This window comes from Streptomyces sp. NPDC047886 (assembly GCF_043204435.1).
Classification (GTDB): Bacteria; Actinomycetota; Actinomycetes; order Streptomycetales; family Streptomycetaceae; genus Streptomyces.
Window position 1 is genome coordinate 567,005 of the sequence record NZ_JBIDCF010000005.1, and the last position, 18,332, is coordinate 585,336.

General features: G+C 73.4%; 10 protein-coding genes and 1 pseudogene. 2 read left to right on the forward strand and 9 right to left on the reverse strand.

Annotated features, from left to right (window positions below; translation table 11 throughout):
* Window positions 1–106 precede the first annotated feature (106 nt).
* The 5 genes and pseudogenes from ACGF5U_RS20425 to ACGF5U_RS20445 all read right to left on the reverse strand — a co-directional run.
* The gene (locus ACGF5U_RS20425) at window positions 107–2,197 is read right to left on the reverse strand and encodes an RICIN domain-containing protein (RefSeq protein WP_392713533.1); all 2,091 of its coding nucleotides are present in this window, start codon (window positions 2,195–2,197) and stop codon (window positions 107–109) included.
* A gap of 402 nt (window positions 2,198–2,599) precedes the next feature.
* Complete coding sequence (locus tag ACGF5U_RS20430; RefSeq protein WP_392713531.1) at window positions 2,600–3,037, reverse strand: hypothetical protein; 438 nt, start codon at window positions 3,035–3,037, stop codon at window positions 2,600–2,602.
* Between the two features lie 136 nt (window positions 3,038–3,173).
* Entirely contained in the window at window positions 3,174–4,031 is an 858-nt protein-coding gene (locus ACGF5U_RS20435; RefSeq protein ID WP_392713530.1) for a metallophosphoesterase family protein, read from the reverse strand.
* 223 nt (window positions 4,032–4,254) lie between these two features.
* On the reverse strand, window positions 4,255–4,914 hold the full coding sequence (locus tag ACGF5U_RS20440) for a response regulator (protein WP_392713528.1): 660 nt from the start codon (window positions 4,912–4,914) through the stop codon (window positions 4,255–4,257).
* A pseudogene (locus tag ACGF5U_RS20445) lies at window positions 4,887–5,861 on the reverse strand (sensor histidine kinase); the annotation flags it as partial. The pseudogene ACGF5U_RS20445 and the gene ACGF5U_RS20440, both read right to left, overlap by 28 nt.
* 56 nt (window positions 5,862–5,917) lie before the next feature.
* Between ACGF5U_RS20445 and ACGF5U_RS20450 the strand changes: the two are divergent.
* Window positions 5,918–6,790, forward strand: coding sequence for an FtsX-like permease family protein (locus ACGF5U_RS20450; RefSeq protein WP_392713526.1), 873 nt, complete (start codon window positions 5,918–5,920; stop codon window positions 6,788–6,790).
* A gap of 135 nt (window positions 6,791–6,925) precedes the next feature.
* On the opposite strand, the gene ACGF5U_RS20455 is transcribed toward ACGF5U_RS20450, so the two are convergent.
* From ACGF5U_RS20455 to ACGF5U_RS20465, 3 genes are all read right to left on the reverse strand, one after another.
* A complete protein-coding gene (locus ACGF5U_RS20455) occupies window positions 6,926–8,428 on the reverse strand; it encodes a flavin monoamine oxidase family protein (protein WP_392713524.1) in 1,503 nt (500 codons plus the stop codon).
* Between the two features lie 146 nt (window positions 8,429–8,574).
* Window positions 8,575–9,465, reverse strand: a complete 891-nt coding sequence (locus tag ACGF5U_RS20460) for an NAD(P)-dependent oxidoreductase (RefSeq protein WP_392713522.1) — start codon at window positions 9,463–9,465, stop codon at window positions 8,575–8,577.
* 88 nt (window positions 9,466–9,553) lie between these two features.
* Entirely contained in the window at window positions 9,554–10,729 is a 1,176-nt protein-coding gene (locus ACGF5U_RS20465) for an acyl-CoA dehydrogenase family protein (RefSeq protein WP_392713521.1), read from the reverse strand.
* A 223-nt stretch (window positions 10,730–10,952) separates the two neighbouring features.
* On the opposite strand from ACGF5U_RS20465, the gene ACGF5U_RS20470 reads away from it, so the two are divergent.
* Window positions 10,953–11,534, forward strand: coding sequence for a maleylpyruvate isomerase N-terminal domain-containing protein (locus tag ACGF5U_RS20470; protein WP_392713519.1), 582 nt, complete (start codon window positions 10,953–10,955; stop codon window positions 11,532–11,534).
* Window positions 11,535–11,616: 82 nt separating this feature from the next.
* Here the strand turns inward: ACGF5U_RS20470 and ACGF5U_RS20475 are convergent, their stop codons facing one another.
* A complete protein-coding gene (locus ACGF5U_RS20475) occupies window positions 11,617–18,300 on the reverse strand; it encodes a type I polyketide synthase (RefSeq protein WP_392713518.1) in 6,684 nt (2,227 codons plus the stop codon).
* Window positions 18,301–18,332 lie beyond the last annotated feature (32 nt).

The following is an 18,332-nucleotide window of genomic DNA, read 5'->3' on the forward strand; positions in this document are numbered from 1 at the left end:
CGGGGGGGGGGGGGGGTGGGGGGGGGGGGGGGGGGGGGGGGGGGGGGGGGGCCCGGGCCCCCCCCCCCCCCGCCGCACTGTGACGGGGTGGCCGGGTCAGGCCGGGTCAGGAGGCCGTCTGGACCGTCCACACCTGGGCCGGGGCTCCAGCGGCGCTCCGCAGCTCGATCAGCCAGGAGCCGTAGTACGGGCGGTTGCTCACGGTGAGGGCGTGGCGGCCGTCGCCGGTGGTGACCATCACGCCGTTGCCGCTGCGGGTGATCCGCCACTGCTGGCCGGTGACGTCGCGGCAGGGCTGCTGCGCCATCCACATGCCGTCGGACGCCGTGCCGCCGGTCTGCAGGCACTTGCCGGAGACGGCGGAGCGGATCCGGCTGTTTCCGTTGCCCGCGTCGTCGAAGTACCACTGCTGCTGGGCGTACCCGTTGCGCTGGGAGCCGACGAGGACGGTGCCGTCGGCGGTCCTGCCGCCCCAGACCTCGGCGGCCGCGCCGGTGGCGCCGTTGGTCAGCAGGTGGCGCGTACGGGGTGCCGGGGTTGTCCCGCCGCCGCCGTTGCCGGGGGTGCGGAAGGAGGCCGCACGGCCCGGTCCGGAGTCCCGGCCCGAGGCGTCGCGCACGGAGACGGCCAGGGTGTAGTCGGTGCCCGGGGTGAGGTTGTAGACGCGGGCGCTGGTCGACTGGACCCAGCCGAACGGCTTGCCGTTCAGGTAGAGCTGGTACCAGGTGGCGCCCGCGACCGCGCGCCAGCTGGCCACGACGGAGTCCGGCGCGAGCTGGCCGACGGTCACGTCGGGTCCGGCGGTGGGCCGGGTCGGCGTGGGCGTCGGTGTGGGCGTCGGTGTGGGGTTCGGGTTCGGGGTGGGGTTCGGGTTCGGGGTGGGGCCGTTGCCCTTCGTGCCCATCAGGAACTGGTTGTTGGCGATGTTCCAGTGCGTGGCGAGGTAGCTGCCGGCCCTGGGGTTGGTGTGGAAGTAGTCGTCGTGGTTGCAGTCGAGCCGGTTCTCGTAGCCCCGGTCCGCGCAGACGGTGCGCATCTTCGGGTAGTACGGGGTGTCCGAGTAGCACATGACGTCCCACTCGTCCGTGCAGTGCGCGCCACGACTGGTGTTGGGGGCGCTGTTGTTCACGGCGCCGAGGTTGTGGCCGAGTTCGTGGGCGGCGGTGTGGCCGCCCCAGCAGCCGGAGTCGGTGCGGCCGTAGGAGGGGCCGAAGTTGCTGAGGTTGTTCTGGCCGGGGCGCTCGTCACCGGCGAAGGTGCCGATGCCGCAGTACACCTGGGTGTCCGCGAAGATCATGTACTTGCGGTCGCGGCGGTCCAGGCCCTTGGCGGCGAGGGCCCGGTTGGTGGCGCTGAACTCGGCCAGCGCGGACGCCGGGAGTTCGATGTTGAGAACGGTGGGCGTGCAGTCGGCAGCCGTCACGTAGCGTATGTGCCGTATGCCGCCGGTGTCCTTGGCGCTCTCGGAGTAGATGAGGTCGGCGTCGGCGGCCCACTTGCGGAAGGACGGCAGGTACTGGGCGTACCGGTCCTTGCCGGGGGCGTGGACGTACACGACCTGGACACGGTTGCCGGTGCTGCCGTCGCCGTCGCACTGCACGGTCTGTCCGGCGGGCCCGTTCGCGGGGGTGGTGGTACGGGACGGGGCTTCGGCGGCGGCGGGCGGGTCGCTCGCCTTGCCGGGGGCCGCGGCGTCCAGGGTGGGCTGCGTGGTGCGGGGCGTCTCACCGCCGGACGGCGTGGCGGCGGACGGCGCGGTGCCGGGCGTCTCGGCCGGCTCGCGCGGCGGTGCGGCGGCCTGGACGGCGGGCGGGGTGTCCTTCTTGATGTCGACGCCCTTCGGCGGGGCGTCGGGGCCGTGGGTGCAGTGGCCGCTCGTGGTGCGGTACACACCGGCGCAGGTGTCGCCCTCGGGGGCGGTGGCGAGGCCCTTGTAGACGAGTCCCCGTTCGGGTTCGTTCTCGGGCATCCGGGTGAGCGGTTCCGGGTCCTTGTCCCGGGCGGGTTCGGCCGCGGGCTCGGGTGCCGCGGCGGGTGAGGCGGCGGCGGGCTGTGCGAGGGCCGACGGACGGTTCCCCGCGTCCGTCTCGCCCGGCTGGGCCGCCTGGTACACGACACCGCCGACGGTCGCCAGGACGGCGACGGCGGCGGTGGCGAGTATGTACCTGCGCGGCTTGCTGTGTTGACGCTTGTTCAATCTCCGGCGTCCGGACAATGCGCACCTCTTCCTTGGTCAGGGGACGGTGCGCGGAAGCCTGCCAGAACAAATGGCCGAAGAATTCCGGCAAACGGGACTGAACAGTCGAGTCCGTTCCGTTACCGGGACTCACCTTCTGATGATCAATCAATCTCCTTTACCTCCAAGGGAGTTACGCGCGTGGACCGCTCATGGTCTAGCCCTTTTTAAGGATGTCGTAATCCGATCGAGATATGCGGGACGCGTATAAGAAAGACCGTCAACACAATGCGTCACTCGACGAATTGCCGCGATCACCGGGGGTTCACCCTCTCAAGCGCCCGCTTGGGCATCCCATAAGTGCCGCTGATCACCGCGCCGGGCCGATGGGCCCGGCGCGCCGTCGTCCACGGCTCCGGGCCGTCAGCCGAGGGTCAGCGCCCTGGCGGCGCTCGCCATGGCGTTCGACGGGGTGAGGTCGGCGAGGGCCACACCGCTGTGGACGCCGGACATGAGCACCCTCGCCACGGCGGTGTTCCCGGGGCGCCAGCCCGGGGCCGTGGCGGCGACCAGGTCCGTGCGCGTACGCCGCGCACCGTCGCACACCTGCGGCTCCTGGACGAGCGTGACCTCGGAGGCCACGCGGCCGGTGGTGTCGGTCAGCCGGACGGCGAAGCGCACCGCCCCCACCTCCGCGCCGCACACGTACGAGTAGGTCACGCTCGCGCGCGACCCGGCGGGATCGGCGACCGCGCGCTCGACCCGTACGGTGCCCGCGCCCGAGGCGGGCGCCGCACTCGTCACCACGGCCAGCAGGGCGGCGGCGAAGGCCACCGGGGCCGGACCAAGCCGACGTCTCATGAAACAGCCCTCCAGAACAGGGAACGAACCAGCCGGAACCTAGCCAATCCCGACGCCCGATTCCCGACGGCGGCCCGGCCCAGGCGCGACACCCCCCGCCCGGCACCCGCCCGGCACCCGTTCGGCGGGCACACCCTCAGCTCGCCGGGAGCCGTGCCGGGTCCTTCTCGGGAAGGATCCGGCGCAGGCCCACCCGGGGGTGACCGGGGCGGCGCCATTCACGCGGGTAGCCGACCGAGACCTCCTCGAAGCGGACTCCGTCGTGCCACGTCGTCCGGGGGATGTGCAGATGGCCGTAGACGACGGCGCGGGCACGGAACCGGCGGTGCCAGTCCGCGGTGCGTTCCGTGCCGCACCACTGGGCGAACTCCGGGTAGTGCAGGATCCGGGTGGGTTCACGGACCAGGGGGTAGTGGTTGACGAGCACCGTGGGCAGGTCGGGGTCGACGGCGGCCAGCCGCCGCTCGGTCGCCTCGACCCTGGCCGCGCACCAGGCGTCCCGGCTCGGATAGGGGTCCGGGTGGAGGAAGAACTCGTCGGAACAGACGATGCCGCTCTCCCGGGCGATGGCGAGGGACTCCTCCTTGGTGGTGGCGCCCGGGGCCAGGAAGCTGTAGTCGTAGAGCACGAACAGGGGCGCCACGGTGACGGGTCCGCCCTCCCCGTCCCACACCGCGTACGGGTCCTCCGGGGTGAGGATCCCGAGGTCGCGGCAGAGCGCCACCAGATGGTCGTAGCGCTCCTGGCCGCGCAGGGCCAGCGGGTCCTGGCGGGGTGTCCACAGCTCGTGGTTGCCGGGCGCCCAGACCACCTGGGCGAAGTGGTCGCGCAGGGTCGTCAGGGCCCAGGCGATGTCCTCGGACCGCTCCCCGACGTCGCCCGCGACGAGCAGCCAGTCGTCGTCGGACGTGGGGCGCAGACCGGCCACGATGGCGCGGTTGTCGGCATGGGCGACATGGAGATCGCTGATGGCCAGCAGCGTGCCCTTGTTCACGCCGCACCGGCCGCTGTTCGGGTCATGAGTGGTCGACTTCCTTCGGTCGCGGGGCTGCTGACGGGTGGTCCGTCCCGTCGTGCCCGGTGGGACCAGCGGAACATCCGGACGCCGGGGGTGTCCAGTGGGCGCGGCACCCGGGCTGTTCCCTCCGGCGGTGTACGGCGGTGCGCGGGCGACGCCGCGCGGTGTGCGGCCGGTGTCAGGCGGTGCGCGGCCGGTGTCAGGCTCGGAGGTAGGCCAGGACGGCGAGGACACGACGGTGGGTGTCGTCCGCCGGCGGCAGGTCCAGCTTGCCGAGGATGTTGCCGATGTGCTTGCCGACGGCGGCCTCGGAGACGACGAGGTCCCGGGCGATCGCGCCGTTGGACCTGCCCTGCGCGACGAGCGCGAGGACTTCCCGCTCCCGGGCCGTGAGCCGTTCGAGCGGGTCGCGGCGGCGGCGCAGGAGGTGGCGGACGATCTCCGGGTCCACGACCGTGCCGCCGTCCGCGATCTCGTGGAGGGCGTCGAGGAAGTCCTCGACCTGGCCGACCCGGTCCTTCAGCAGATAGCCGACGCCCGACCCGCCCCCGGAGTCCAGCAGCTCGCCCACGTAGGCCCGTTGGACGTACTGGCTCAGGACGAGGACGGGCAGCCCGGGGTGGCGCTCCCGGACGGCGACCGCGGCGCGCAGGCCCTCGTCCTGGAAGGCCGGCGGCATCCGGACGTCGGTGACGACGATGTCGGGCGCGTGCTCGGACACGGCGGCCACCAGCGCGTCGGCGTCGCCGACGGCCGCGACGACCTGGTGGCCGAAGCGGGCGAGCAGGCCGATCAGGCCCTCCCTCAGCAGCACGCTGTCCTCGGCCAGTACTACGCGGAACGCTCGCTCCGATCGCACGAAGTCTCCACGGGGATCTCCACGGGCATCTCCACCGGGATCTCCACCCGTACCAGGGTCGGTCCACCCGGCGGGCTGGACAGGGCGATTGTCCCATCCAGCACCGACAGCCGGTCGGCGAGCCCGGCCAGTCCCGTACCGGCGCCGGGGTCCGCGCCGCCCCCGCCGTCGTCGGAGATCTCCAGGACGAGACGGCCGTCCCGGCAGCCCCCGCTGATCACGGCCCGGCCGGCGCCGCTGTGCCGGGCGATGTTCGTGAGCGCCTCGCCGACGACGAAGTACGCGGTGCTCTCCACGGACTTCGGAAGCCGGCCGGCCGGCAGGTCGAGCGCGAGGTCGACGGGGACCGGCGAGCGGTCCGTCGCGTCCTCCACGGCGGCGGCGAGACCGAAGTCCGTCAGCACCTTCGGATGGATGCCCCGGATCAGCTCCCGCAGTTCGTCCAGGGCGCGCAGCGACTCGGCGTGGATCCTGTCGAGTCGCTCGGCGAGCGGGCCCGGCGGCGCGTCCAGCCGGGCCAGGCCCAGCATCATCGTCATGGCGACCAGCCGCTGCTGGGCGCCGTCGTGCAGATCGCGTTCGATGCGACGGCGTTCCGTCTCGAAGGCGTCGGCCAACCGGGCGCGCGAGCGGGTGAGTTCCACGACCCGGCGGTCCAGGGCGGCCTCCCTGGGGGCGATCAGGAACCGGGTGAGTTCCGCGCGGGCCCCGGCCGCCGCCCCGATCCCGTACAGGCACACGGCGAGCAGCAGCAGGCCGAGCAGGGCCACCGCGAGCGCCGCGGGCCAGCCGGTGACCGTCCACTGCTTGAGCACGGGCGTCTCCTGTCCGCCGCCCGGTGCCGCCATCAGAACGGGTACGGACACCAGCCCGAGGGGTACGGAGAGGCCGAGGACGACGGCGAGCGCGTCCAGCGGCCACAGGACCACGGCCAGCAGCAGGCGGTGCGGCGGGCTACGGCGAGGCACCGGTGGCGCGGCTGCGTCAGGTGCCGGGGGTGCGCGTGTCGGCGACGGCCCCGTCCTCCGTGCACGTTCTGGAGGACGGCACCGCCCTGATCAGGTCCGACGCGACGGCCGCCGAGCCTGCGGCGCTCGCCGCGACCGCCCGGCTGCCGATCGTCTCCGGGAGCGTGAGCGATCTCGACGACGGGTCGATCATCGTCAACGACGAGTGGGAGACCCGGGGGGTGGGCCGGACCGTGGACGTGTGGCTGGCCGACGGGACGCGGAGGTCCCTCCGTATCGCGGCGGTGGCGCGCGCGGGCACGGGCGGCGTCGGCGTGTACGTGACACCGCGCAACGCCCCCGGCGCCAGGCCCGATCGGATCGACGTGGCGCTCGCCGGCGGCATGGACGGCGCCGGTCGGGCGGCCGCCGAGGCGGCTCTGCGGGAGGCCGCCGACGCGGTGGGCGGCGGGCTGCTGACCCGGGAGGCGTGGCTGCGGGCCGGCCACCCGAAGAGCGACGGGACGACCCGTACGGGGTTCCTGCCGGTCCTCGGCATCGCCCTCGTCTACACCGGGATCGCGCTCGCGAACACGCTGGTGATGGCGGTCTCGGACCGGTTGCGGGACCTGGCCGTGCTGCGGCTCGCCGGTGCCACGCGGTGGCAGGTGCTGCGGCTGGTGGCGGCCGAGGCACTGCTCGTCGTGGGCGTGGGCGCGGTGCTGGGGGCGCTGGTCGCCGGGGTGAACCTGCTCGGGATGTGGGGCGCGCTGGGGATGCTGGCCGTGTGGAGCCCGGTGGCGGTCCCGTGGGGCGCCGTCGGTGCCGTGACGGCCGCGTGCGCGTGCCTGGCGGTGGTCGCCGCGACGGTGTCGGCGGCCGTGTCCCTGCGGCGTCCGCCGGTCGAGGTGGCAGGGCTGCGCGAATGACCGCGCCGCCCGCTCCACGGCGTTCTACGCTCTTCACATGAGACCGGGGGGCGCCCGCACCGGGCTCACGGGCGCCCGGTGCGGGCGGTCGCGGGGCCCGCCGGTCGGGCCGGCGGGCGGTCGCGGGGCCGCGGGTCAGCGGGCGGCCAGCGCGGTGGCCTGGTCGGCGGCCCGGAAGCCGGACTCGATCGCGCCCTCCACGAACGCGCCGTACCAGCCGCTGGCGATGTCGCCTCCGGCGAAGACGATCCGGCCGTGCGGCTGCTGGATGGCGGGCAGTTGCCGCAGCAGCTGACCGGGGCGGCGCAGCCCCCAACCGCCGCGCGCGTACCGGTCCTTGGTCCACTCCATGGCGCGGTGGTTCACGACCGTGGCCTCGGGCACCAGCTCGCGGACGGCCGCCCGGACGGCCACCGGGTTCGTGACGTCGAGGGCGGGGCCGGTGAAGGCGACGTAGAGCCTGCCGTCGGGCAGCTCCTGCTGGGGCAGCATCAGCAGGATCGGGGCGCCTTCGGGAGCCTGGGCGTACACCGGCTCGGTGGTGCCGCGCAGGTGGAGGAAGAGCTTGGTGGCGTGCGGGACGCCGATGCCCTCGACGGCGGCGTCGGCGTGGACCTTGGGCAGCCCGGGACGGAAGTCGATGTGCCGCCAGGTGTTGACGGGGGTGGCGACCACCACGACGGGCGCCCTGTGCACCTGGCCGCTGCTCACCCGTACGGACACGATGCCGTTGGCCTCGCTGATCCCCGTGACCGGCGACCCGTGGCGGACCACGGCGCCCGACTCGCGGAACATGGCCTGGAGGACGGAGATCATGCCGCCATCGGGCCGCAGGCTCATCGTCGACAGGAACCCGTCGTACGTGCCGCCGGCCAGCTGGAACCACTGGGCGAGGCCGGTCAGGCCGCCGACCGTGTTCCCGCCGGCGAAGACGGAGGTGGCGCCGCTGACCCACTTGTGGTCGACGGCCGGCAGGTCCAGCTGGGCGAGCCGGTCCGCGAGGGACAGCCCGTCCACCTGCTGGAGGAGGTCCTTGCGGTACAGCGGTTCGAGGGGGCGCTCGAAGTAGGCGGCCGAACCCTCGTAGTACCGGTCGAAGAGGGTGCCCAGCCGGCCGAAGGCCGCCGCCGGGTCATGGCTGCGGAATCCGTGGACGTCCGGCATGACGGCCCGGGTCGCGGTCACGTCGTGGGTGGTGGCGATGGAGTACCGGGCCAGTTCGCGGGCGACGAGTTCCTGCCCGGGGCCGAACCAGCCGCCGCCCAGCTCCACACGCTCCCCGGCGAACGAGGAGGTCCATACCCGGCCGCCGATGCGGTCCCTGGCCTCCAGCACCAGGGTGGACAGGCCACGGGCGCTCAGTTCACGGGCGACGGTGCCTCCGGCGTAGCCCGCGCCGACGACGATGGCGTCCCAGGTCCGGTCCACCGAGCCGTCACCGTCCCCGGACCTGGTCACGGAGGGGGCGGCCACGCCCGGGGTCGCCGCGGCGACCGTGGCGACGGTGGCGGCCAGCGCGCCGGCCCCGGCCGCCTTGAGCAGCGACCTGCGGCCCAGGCGCGAGGCGGACGCGGAGCCGGATGGGGACGCGGCGCCGGATACGGAGGGGGACGGGTGCTCGCTGCCGTGCTGACTCACAGGGTTTCCCTTCCTTCGTGCCCTCGTCGAGGGCGGGTCCTACGTGCCTGGGGGCGGGGTGACGGCGGTCGGCGGGGGGGCCGGCCGCTCCGGAGCGTGCCCGGTGCGGCCGGCCCCCGCCTGTCCGCTTCAGCGGAGCCGTCGGCTCACTCCGACGGCTTGCGGTACGCCTTGACGACGGCGGCGTAGCTGTTCTTGGCGTGGCCCTGCGCGATGACCCGCTCCATCAGCGCCTCGGAGTACTTGGGCAGTTCGGCGTCGACGCCGAGCGCCTCGCTCTCGTGGACGAGGTGCTTGAGGGCGCCGAGGTGCGTTTCGAGCGTGGCGTCGTTCGCGGGGAACGCGCCGTCCCCGGCGTCGATCTGGGCGGCGTAGTCGGCGGTGAAGCCCTTGATGGCGTCGAGCCACATGTGCGCCCACGGCAGGAAGTCCTTGGCGCCGACCTTCGCGGTCTCCACGATGGCCACGCCGTGCAGGAAGCTGTTGAGCGTGCCCCACATCAGGCCGAGGAGCGACACGTCGTACAGCGCGGGCATGCCGTGGTCGGTGCCGAGGTACGTGGTGCCGCCGCCCAGCAGGCCCAGGGTCTCCTTGTGGGTCTCGAAGACGTCCTGCGGGCCGGCGTAGAACAGGACGGACGTCTCGGAGCCGATACCCGGAGGCGTGATCATGATCGCGCCGTCGAGGTAGGACGCGCCCCGCTCCTCCGCCCACTTCGCGGTCTCCCGCGCCTGGTCCGACGAGCCGCTGGTCAGGTTCACCAGGACCTTGCCGCGCAGAGCGTCGGCGCCGAGGCCGTCCAGCACGTCGTGCATGACGTCGTACGTCGACACGCACACCACGAGCAGGTCGCTCGCGGCCACGGCGGCGGCGGGGTCGGCGGCGAGGACGGCGCCCTCCGAGACGAGCTGTGCGGCCTTGTCGGCCGACCGGTTCCACACGGTCGTCGCGTGGCCGGCCTTGAGGAACGCGGCGCCCAGCGCCTGCCCCATCAGACCGAGTCCGATCACCGTCACCGGAGTGCGGTTGTCACCCATGGAATGTCCTCCAGAATTACGTGTACTTCAGTACGGGGGTGGTGTGCGGGGGTGTAGGGGGGTGTGTACGGCGGGGTGTGTACGGGGCTCAGAGGAATACGGTCCCGGGGTCCATGCCGAGCAGCACCCTGCCCTGCAGTTCCAGGTTCACGTCGATCTGCGCCAGCGCGTGGAGCGAGAATCCCTGAATGTCGCGGTGGAATCGCTGGAGCGGCACGCTGCGCTGAATGACGGATCCGCCGCTGGCGTTGAAGAGGATTTCCACGGCCTCCTTCGACAACTGGGCGGCGAAAGCGGTCTGGCCGCGTACGATCGCCTTCTCCTCCGGCGTGGGCTGTTCACCGGCGTCGGCGCGTTCCTGGAGCAGCGTGAGCCAGCGGGCCGACAGCGCCTGGGCTGCGTCGATCTTGTTGGCGGCGGTGGCGACCTGGATCTGCGTCAGGGGGTGCTGCTTCTGGTCGGTCCAGTCGGTGTACGTGATGCCACGGCCGGGGAGGCGCTCCAGGAACAGTTCGTACGCGCCGCGCGCGATGCCGATGAAGACGGCGGCGCACTCGGCCATGACGAAGCTGAGCAGCCCGTAGTTGCGGCCGGTGGCACCGGTGTTGGACCGGTCGCCGGTCGCGCTGACCATGACCTCTTCGAAGGTGACCACGTGGTGCGCGGGGACGAAGACGTCCTTGGCCATGGTGGTCGCGCTGCCGGTGGCGGCGCCCGCCGACACGTGCCAGTCGTCCGCGACGGTCATGCTCTCCATGGGGACGATCGCCATGACCTCTTCGTGCGTCCCGTCCGGGCGCTCCAGCATCGCGGCGGTGAAGTTCCACTGGGCGCCGGGGCTGCCGGAGTTGAACCTCCAGGTGCCGTTGAGGATGTAGCCGCCGTCGGTGGGGACCACGGTGCCGGTGGGGGCGAAGGCGCTGGAGATCCGCACCGACGGGTCGGCGAAGATCTCCTCCTGCGCCTTGTCGGGGTAGAGGGTGGCCGTCCAGGTGCTGGTGACCCACACCATGGTGACCCACGCGGTGGCGGGGCAGCCCCGGGCGATCTCCGTGATGACCTCGGCCTGGGCGGCCAGGGGCAGGTCGAGGCCGCCGAACCGGGCGGGCACGGCCATGCGGAACACGCCCGCCTTGTCGAGCAGTTCGATGTTCTCGTCCGGCAGCCAGCGCTGGTCCTCGCCTGCGAGACCGTTGCTGCGGAGGGTGGGAACACCGCTTCTCACCGCGTCCAGTACGGATGCCAGCGCTTCTTCGGTTGCCATTCTGACTCCTCGATAGTGCGGTTCTTGCTGCCTGGCGAGAGGCGCGCGGACACAGCACTCTCAAGGCATCGAAAACACTACTGGGGGCGGAGCGGTTCGCAGTAAGACTCCGTCAACTGCCCGGTCATGGAAGGCAGACACTCATCCGGCCTGCGCAATTACCGTTTCATTACCGTGAAATGGAGGAGAAATTCCCGCCGCGCCGTGTGGCATTATCTGCCGCATGACTCTCTCCTGGCCCGAACTCGTCAAGGCAGCAGCAGCCGACAGCACCGCCGTTCTCGAAAAGGGAGCGGATCAGGACTGGTCCCGGAAGGCGGGCGACCTGGACTGGAGCGTGCGCGAGACCCTCTCGCACATCGCCCTCGGTGTCGTGGGCTACGCCGGTCTGCTGATCGCGCGCCCCACCGACCGCTACATCACCCTGTTCTCCTCGATCGACGGCCACGCGCCGGCGCCCGCAGCCCTGGAGGGGATCCGGATCGCCGGGACGCTGCTGGCCACGACCGTGCGGGACGCCCCGCCGGAGGTGCGTGCCTGGCACCCGTACGGGCACTCCGACGGCCCCGGCTTCGCGGCCATGGGCGTCCTCGAACTGGTCGTGCACGGGCGGGACATCGCCCGGGGGCTGGGGATCGACTGGACGCCGTCGGACGAACTGTGCGCCCCGGTCGTCGAGCGGCTCTTCCCGGACGCCCCGACGGGCCACGGCCCCGCCGAGACGCTGCTGTGGTGCACGGGCCGCGTCGCCCTGCCCGGTCTGCCGCGGCGTACGGGCTGGCGCTGGGACGGCACCGTCCGCTGACCGGGACACCCGGCCGGACAAGGGGCGGCGGGCGGTGCGTACGATCCGTACGCGCCGCCCGCCGCCCCTGTCGTCGTCCCGCTCAGCCGGCCGCGGTGGCCGGGGTGTCCGGTGCGGCGGGGAAGTGGCCTTCCTGGACGAAGAACTCGACGTACCTGTCGAAAAGTTCGCCCGTCAGCGGCGGGCAGTCGATACCGGTGCCGGCGAGCGCGGCGTCCGTCTCGGTGGTGTCGATCGGCGGATAGAACGCGTCCGTGTCGGAGGTCATCATCTCGAAGGCGTGGAGCAGCGGCAGGAGCGCGTTGCCCGGGTCCGACCGTACCGCCGTGTCCCACGCGTCCCGGTCGCTGTCGCGCAGCCGGTAGCCGAGGCCGCGCAGCCGTTCCACGCAGTCGGCCAGGCTCAGGGAGCTGCGGTTGAACAGGTGGAACGTGCCGTCGGCCGTCGCGGGGTCACGGGAGATGCCCAGGATCGCCGCGCTGACGTAGTCGACCGGCAGCAGATGGAACCGGCCGCCCACGCCGGAGGGCACGGCGCCGGACTGGACGAGCCCCTTGAGGGTGAGCCACACGAAGTCGCGGGTCTGGCATGCGCCGTTCACCTGGTCTCCCGAGATGACGTCCACGCGGTACACGGATACCGGCAGCCCGCGCTCCCGGGCGATCCCGATGAGCTGTTCGGCGACCCACTTGCTCTGCAGGTAGCCGCTGGGCAGCGCCTCGGCGGGGCCCGTCGGGTCGGTCGTGCGCAGCGGCTCGCCCGGCGTCGCGGGGCCGTTGAAGACACCGACGGTGGAGACGTAGTGCACGGGGACCGTGCGGTGCCGTGCCGCGAGCCGCAGGATCTCCTCCGTCCCGCCGACGTTGGCCGCCCTCAGCGCCGTGTACGGGTGGAGCCAGTGGACGGTGGCGCCCGCGTGGTGGACGACGTCCACCGTCCGGGAGAGCTCGTCGTACGTCCGCTCGGGCAGGCCGAGGAACGGTTCCGCGAGGTCGCCGGCGAGGACGCGCAACCGGTCGGGGTCGATGTCGTCCCAGACGCGGTACCACTCCAGGCCGGCGCGGAGCCTCTCGTACGCCGCCGTGTCGTCATCGCCCCGCACCAGGCAGTGGATCCGGGCCCGGGTGGTGCGCATGAGGTCGCGCAGCAGGAACGCGCCCAGGAAGCCGCTGGCCCCGGTGAGCAGCACCTCGCGCGGGTCCTCGGCGGTGCGGACGACCTCGGCGGCGGGCCGGATGTCGTCGGCCAGACGGATGTCGGCGGCGAAGTCCGTACCGCGTGTGTCCCCGCCCGCGCCGCCGCCGGTGGTCGGGGCGAGCAGCTCGTCCAGCAGACGGGCGGCGAGGGCGTCCGGTGTCGGGTGGTCGAACACCAGGGTGGCGGGCAGCCGCAGCCCGGTGCGGCCGGAGAGCCGGTTGCGCAGTTCCACCGAGGTCAGCGAGTCCAGGCCGAGCTGCGGGAACGGCTGGTCGGCGGCGACGCCCCGGCTGTCGGCGTGACCGAGCGCCCCGGCGATCTCGTCGAGGACCACGTTCCGCAGCGTCTCGTGCCGCCGCTCCTCGCTCAGCCCGGCCAGCCGCTCCGTCAGCGACGAGGCGCTCTCGGCGGTCTCCCCGAGGGTGACGGCCGGGATCCGCCGGGGCACCAGCGCGGTGAACACGGCGGGCACGCGCGGCTGCTCGCGCAGCGTCGCCAGGTCCAGCGGGGTGGCGACGGCGTCGGGGCGGCCCGCGCCCACGGCACGGTCGAAGAGGGCCGGGCCCTGTTCGGTGGCGACCGGGCGGAAGCCGCCGCGGGCGATGCGCTGGAGATCGGCGTCGCCGAGCCCGCCGGTGAGCCCGGTCGCCTGCGCCCACAGGCCCCACGCGATCGAGGTGGCGGGCAGGCCGTGGGCCGCGCGATGCCGGGCGAGGGCGTCCAGGGCGGCGTTGGCGGCGGCGTAGTTGGACTGGCCGGGGCCGCCGACGAGGGCCGCGACCGATGAGAACAGCACGAAGGCCGAGAGGTCCAGGTGCCGGGTGAGGTCGTGCAGGTGCCAGGCCGCGTCCGCCTTCGGTGCCAGGACGGCCGCGAGCCGTTCCGGGGTCATCGTGGCGACGAGCCCGTCGTCCAGGACGCCGGCGGTGTGCACGACACCGGTCAGCGGGTGCTCGCGCGGGACGCGCTCGATGAGCCGGGCGAGTGCGGCGCGGTCGGACACGTCGCAGGCGGCGATGGTGACGGTGACACCGAGACCGGCGAGCTCGCCGCGCAACTCGGCGGCGCCGGGAGCCTGTTCGCCGCTGCGGCTGGTCAGCAGCAGACGGCGCACCCCGTGCTCGGTGACGAGGTGCCTGGCGAAGAGGGAGCCCAGGGTTCCGGTGCCGCCGGTGATGAGGACGGTGCCGTCGCGCCGCCACACGGGCGGAGCGTCGGCGCGTACGGTACGCGGCGCACGGCCCAGCCGTGGCACGAGGACCCGGTCACCGCGCAGCGCCGCCTGGGGTTCGCCGGACGCGACGAGCGCGCGCAGCACCGCCGGCGCCGCGTCCGCGTCGGTGCCGGTGTCCGGGTCCGCGTCGGAGCCGGTGTCCGTGTCCGGGTCCGTGTCCGTGTCCGTGTCCACGAGGACGATCCGGCCGGGTGCCTCCGACTGCGCCGACCGCAGCAGGCCCCACGCGGCGGCCGCTCCCGGGTCCGTCACGTCCTCCCCCGCCCGCGCGGCCACCGCGCCGGACGTCAGGACGACCAGTGTGGTGTCCGCGCGTTCCTCGTCGGCCAGCCACGGCCGGACGAGCCGCAGCGCACGGGCGGTGGTGTCGTGGATCGCGGCGACGGCGTCACCGGGGTCGGCGGAGCGCAGCCGGGCCACCTCGAAGCGCGGCGCCGTGCCGTACCCGGCGGTGCCGGGCGTGAGCGGGTAGGCCGTCCAGTCGAGGTGGAACAGGGCGTCGTCCCGCCGGGCGGCGGTGGTGCGGGGCCCGTCGGCGGTCCGCACGGGCCGTACGGTCACGGCCGCGACATCGGCGACGGCTCGCCCGGCGGTGTCGGTCATACGCAGGGACACCGTGCCGCCGCTGCCGGGGCTGACGTGGGTGACGTGGGTGACGTCCTCGCCGGAGGTGCCGGAGGTGCCGGGGGTGCCGGGGGTGACGCGGACGCGCAGCGCGTCGGCTCCGGTCGCGTACAGCCGTACACCGCGCCACTCGGCGGTGACGACGGCGGCCGGTCCCGGCACCTGCCCGCGGTCGCTGTCGCTGTCGCCGAGGCCGTCGGCGCCGCCCGCGCTGTCGGCGGCGAGCAGCGTCAGCGGGTGCAGCGCCGCTTCGAGCAGCACCGGGTGCAGTCCGTAGCGGGTGGCGTCGGCGGTCGTGCCCTCGGGCAGGGACAGCTCGGCGAACAGCTCCGGGCCGTGGCGCCAGACCCCGGTGACGGCCCGGAAGGCGGAGCCGTACACGACTCCGGCTTCGGCGAGCCGCTCGTACAGGGTGCCGTGGTCGACGGGCTCCGCCCCGGGGGGCGGCCACTGTTCGCCGACGGTGTCCGGTGACGCCGACGGCGTCGCGCTCAGCAGGCCGTGCGCGTGCCGGGCCCAGGGCGCGTCGGTGTCGTCGGGGCGGGCGTGGACGGTGACGGTGCGCAGCCCGGACGGGTCGGGGGCACCGACCCGGACCTGGACGTGGACGCCGCCCCGCTCGGGCAGCACCAGCGGCTCGTCGGCGGTGAGCCGGTCCAGGACTCCCCACCCGGCCTCGTCACCCGCGCGCAGCGCCAGCTCCGTCAGCACGGTGCCGGGCACGACCGTCGTGCCGGCCTCGGTGCGGTCCGCCAGCCACGCGGCCGTACGACGGGACAGACGGCCGGTGAGCACGGTCTCCTCGCTGCCGCCGAGCCGCAGGGCGGCGCCCAGCAGCGGGTGGCCCGCGGGGGCCAGGCCGAGCCCGGTGGCGTCGGAGGACGCGGTGTCCGCCTCCACCCAGTACCGCTCGTGCTGGAAGGCGTACGTGGGGAGGGGCACGCGGCGTGCGCCGGTGCCCGCGAACCAGGCCGCCCAGTCGGGCCGTACGCCCGTGCAGTGGAGCCTGGCGAGCTCGGTGAGGAGGCCGAGGGTCTCCGGCCGGTCCCGGCGCAGCGGCGCGAAGGTGGTGGCCTGGCCTTCGCGGCCGGCGAGGACGTCCTGGGCGAGGGCGGTGAGGACTCCGTCGGGGCCGATCTCGACGTACGACGTCACGCCCTGCTCGTGGAGGGTGGTGACGGCGTCGGCGTAGCGGACGGCCTGGCGTACCTGGTCGGTCCAGTAGTCGGCGGTCCGCAGGTCCTCGCCCGCCGCGAGCCGCCCCGTCAGCGTCGACACCACCGGAATCTCCGGCTCCCGATACGTCAGGTCCTTCGCGACCGTACGGAACTCCTCCAGCATCCCATCCATGTGCGGCGAGTGGAACGCGTGCGACACCGACAACCGACGCGTACGCACCCCACGCCCCGCCAACAGCCCCGCCACCTCGTCCACCGCCCCCGCGTCACCGGAGATCACCACCGACGACGGCCCGTTCACCGCCGCGACACCCACCCGGCTCTCACGCCCCACCAGCAACGAACGCACCTCAGCCTCCGCCACCTGCACCGCCACCATCGCACCACCCGGCGGCATCGACCCCATCAACCGCGCCCGCGCCGCCACCAGACGACACGCGTCCTCCAACCCCAGCACCCCCGCCACATGCGCGGCCGCCAGCTCACCCACCGAATGCCCCGCCACCAGATCCGGCACCACCCCCCACGACCCGAACAACCGGAACAACGCCACCTCCACCGCGAACAACGCCGGCTGAGTGAACCCCGTGTCATCCAGACCCACACCCGAAGCGATCACCTCCCGCAACGGCCGCTCCAACAGCGGGTCCAGTCGCGCGCAGACGGCGTCGAACGCCTCCGCGTAGGCGGGGAAGGCATCGTAGAGTTCCAGACCCATGCCGACACGCTGGGAACCCTGACCGGTGAACAGGAAGCCGAGACGGCCGGTGGTCCGCTGCCCGGTCACGACGCCGGGTGCCGTCGGCTCCCCGTCGGCCAGTGCCCGCAGGCGGGTGATGAGTTCGTCGCGGTCGGCTCCGGTGACGACCGCCCGATGGTCCAGCGCCGCCCGCGTGACCGCCAGCGAGTACGCCACATCCAGCGGCCGCAACCCCGCGTCCGCCTCCACCCGCTCCAGCAACCGCCGCGCCTGACCCGCCAGCGCCTCCGGCGACCTCGCCGACAACACCCACGGCACCACACCCGACACCGCCGACGACCCCGACAACCCCGACGCCACCGACCCCGACGCCACCGACGCCACCCGCGGCGATGCGTCGAGAGACCCGGACACCTCCTCAAGAGCCTCCCCGGGCGCCTCCTCCACGATCACATGCGCGTTCGTGCCGCTGACCCCGAAGGCGGACACGGCCGCGCGGCGGGGAGCGCCCGACGGTCCGGCCGGCCAGGGCCGCTCGCCGGTGAGGAGTTCCACGGCACCAGACGACCAGTCGACCATCGGCGTCGGCCGGTCCACGTGCAGCGTCTTCGGCAGTACGCCGTGCCGCATCGCCTGCACCATCTTGATCACGCCGCCGACACCGGCGGCCGCGACCGTGTGGCCGATGTTGGACTTCAGCGAACCGAGCCACAGCGGACGGTCCTGGGAGCGCTCGCGCCCGTACGTCGCCAGCAGCGCCTGCGCCTCGATCGGATCACCGAGCCGCGTGCCGGTGCCATGCGCCTCCACCGCGTCCACATCCGCCGCCGACAGACGCGCGTCCGACAGCGCCGCACGGATCACCCGCTCCTGCGAAGGACCGTTCGGCGCCGTCAGACCGTTGCTCGCACCGTCCTGGTTCACCGCACTGCCCCGCACCAGCGCCAGCACCCGGTGCCCGTTGCGGCGGGCGTCCGACAGCCGCTCGACGACGAGGACGCCGACGCCCTCCGACCAGGAGGTGCCGTCGGCGGCGGCCGCGAAGGACTTGATGCGCCCGTCAGGGGCGAGCCCCTTCTGCCGGGAGAAGTCGACGAACCCGCCGGGTGTGGCCGTGACCGTGGCCCCGCCCGCCAGGGCGAGCGACGACTCGCCGCGCCGCAGCGACTGCACGGCGAGGTGCAGGGCCACCAGCGACGACGAGCAGGCCGTGTCGACGGACAGGGCGGGCCCTTCGAGGCCGAGCGTGTAGGCGATCCGGCCGGACGCGACGCTGCTGAGCCTGCCGGTCATCAGATGGCCTTCGAGCTCCGCCGGGCCCTCCAGGCCCAGGTAGCTCTGTTCCACGACTCCCGCGAAGACGCCCGTCCGCGTGCCGTTGAGCGTGGTCGGGTCGATGCCCGCGTCCTCCAGGGCCTCCCACGCCGCTTCGAGCAGGACGCGCTGCTGCGGGTCCATGGCGCGGGCCTCGCGCGGGGAGATCCCGAAGAAGCCCGCGTCGAACAGGGCGGCCCCGTCGAGGAAGCCGCCTTCCTTCGTGTACGAGGTGCCGGGGGTGTCGGCCTCGGCGTCGGGGTCGTGGAGCCGTTCGAGGTCCCAGCCCCGGTCGTCGGGGAACTCGCTGATGGCGTCGGTGCCTTCGCTCACCAGCCGCCACAGCCCGTCCGGGGAGGTGACACCGCCGGGGAACCGGCAGGCCATGCCGACGATCGCGACCGGCTCCTCCTCGGCGTTCTCCAGTTCGGTGATCCGCTCGCGGGCCTTCTGGAGATCGGCGGTGACCCATTTCAGGTAATCGACCAGCTTCTGCTCTTTGGACGGTTCGGCAGGCATGCGGGATCAGTGTCTCCTCGGGGCGGGCTGGA

Excerpts from the sequence above, each read along its gene's own strand:
- ACGF5U_RS20430 (WP_392713531.1), bottom strand. The coding sequence starts at position 3,037 with ATGAGACGTCGGCTTGGTCCGGCCCCGGTGGCCTTCGCCGCCGCCCTG.
- ACGF5U_RS20460 (WP_392713522.1), bottom strand. The coding sequence starts at position 9,465 with ATGGGTGACAACCGCACTCCGGTGACGGTGATCGGACTCGGTCTGATG.
- ACGF5U_RS20465 (WP_392713521.1), bottom strand. The coding sequence starts at position 10,729 with ATGGCAACCGAAGAAGCGCTGGCATCCGTACTGGACGCGGTGAGAAGC.
- ACGF5U_RS20470 (WP_392713519.1), top strand. The coding sequence starts at position 10,953 with ATGACTCTCTCCTGGCCCGAACTCGTCAAGGCAGCAGCAGCCGACAGC.
- ACGF5U_RS20475 (WP_392713518.1), bottom strand. The coding sequence starts at position 18,300 with ATGCCTGCCGAACCGTCCAAAGAGCAGAAGCTGGTCGATTACCTGAAA.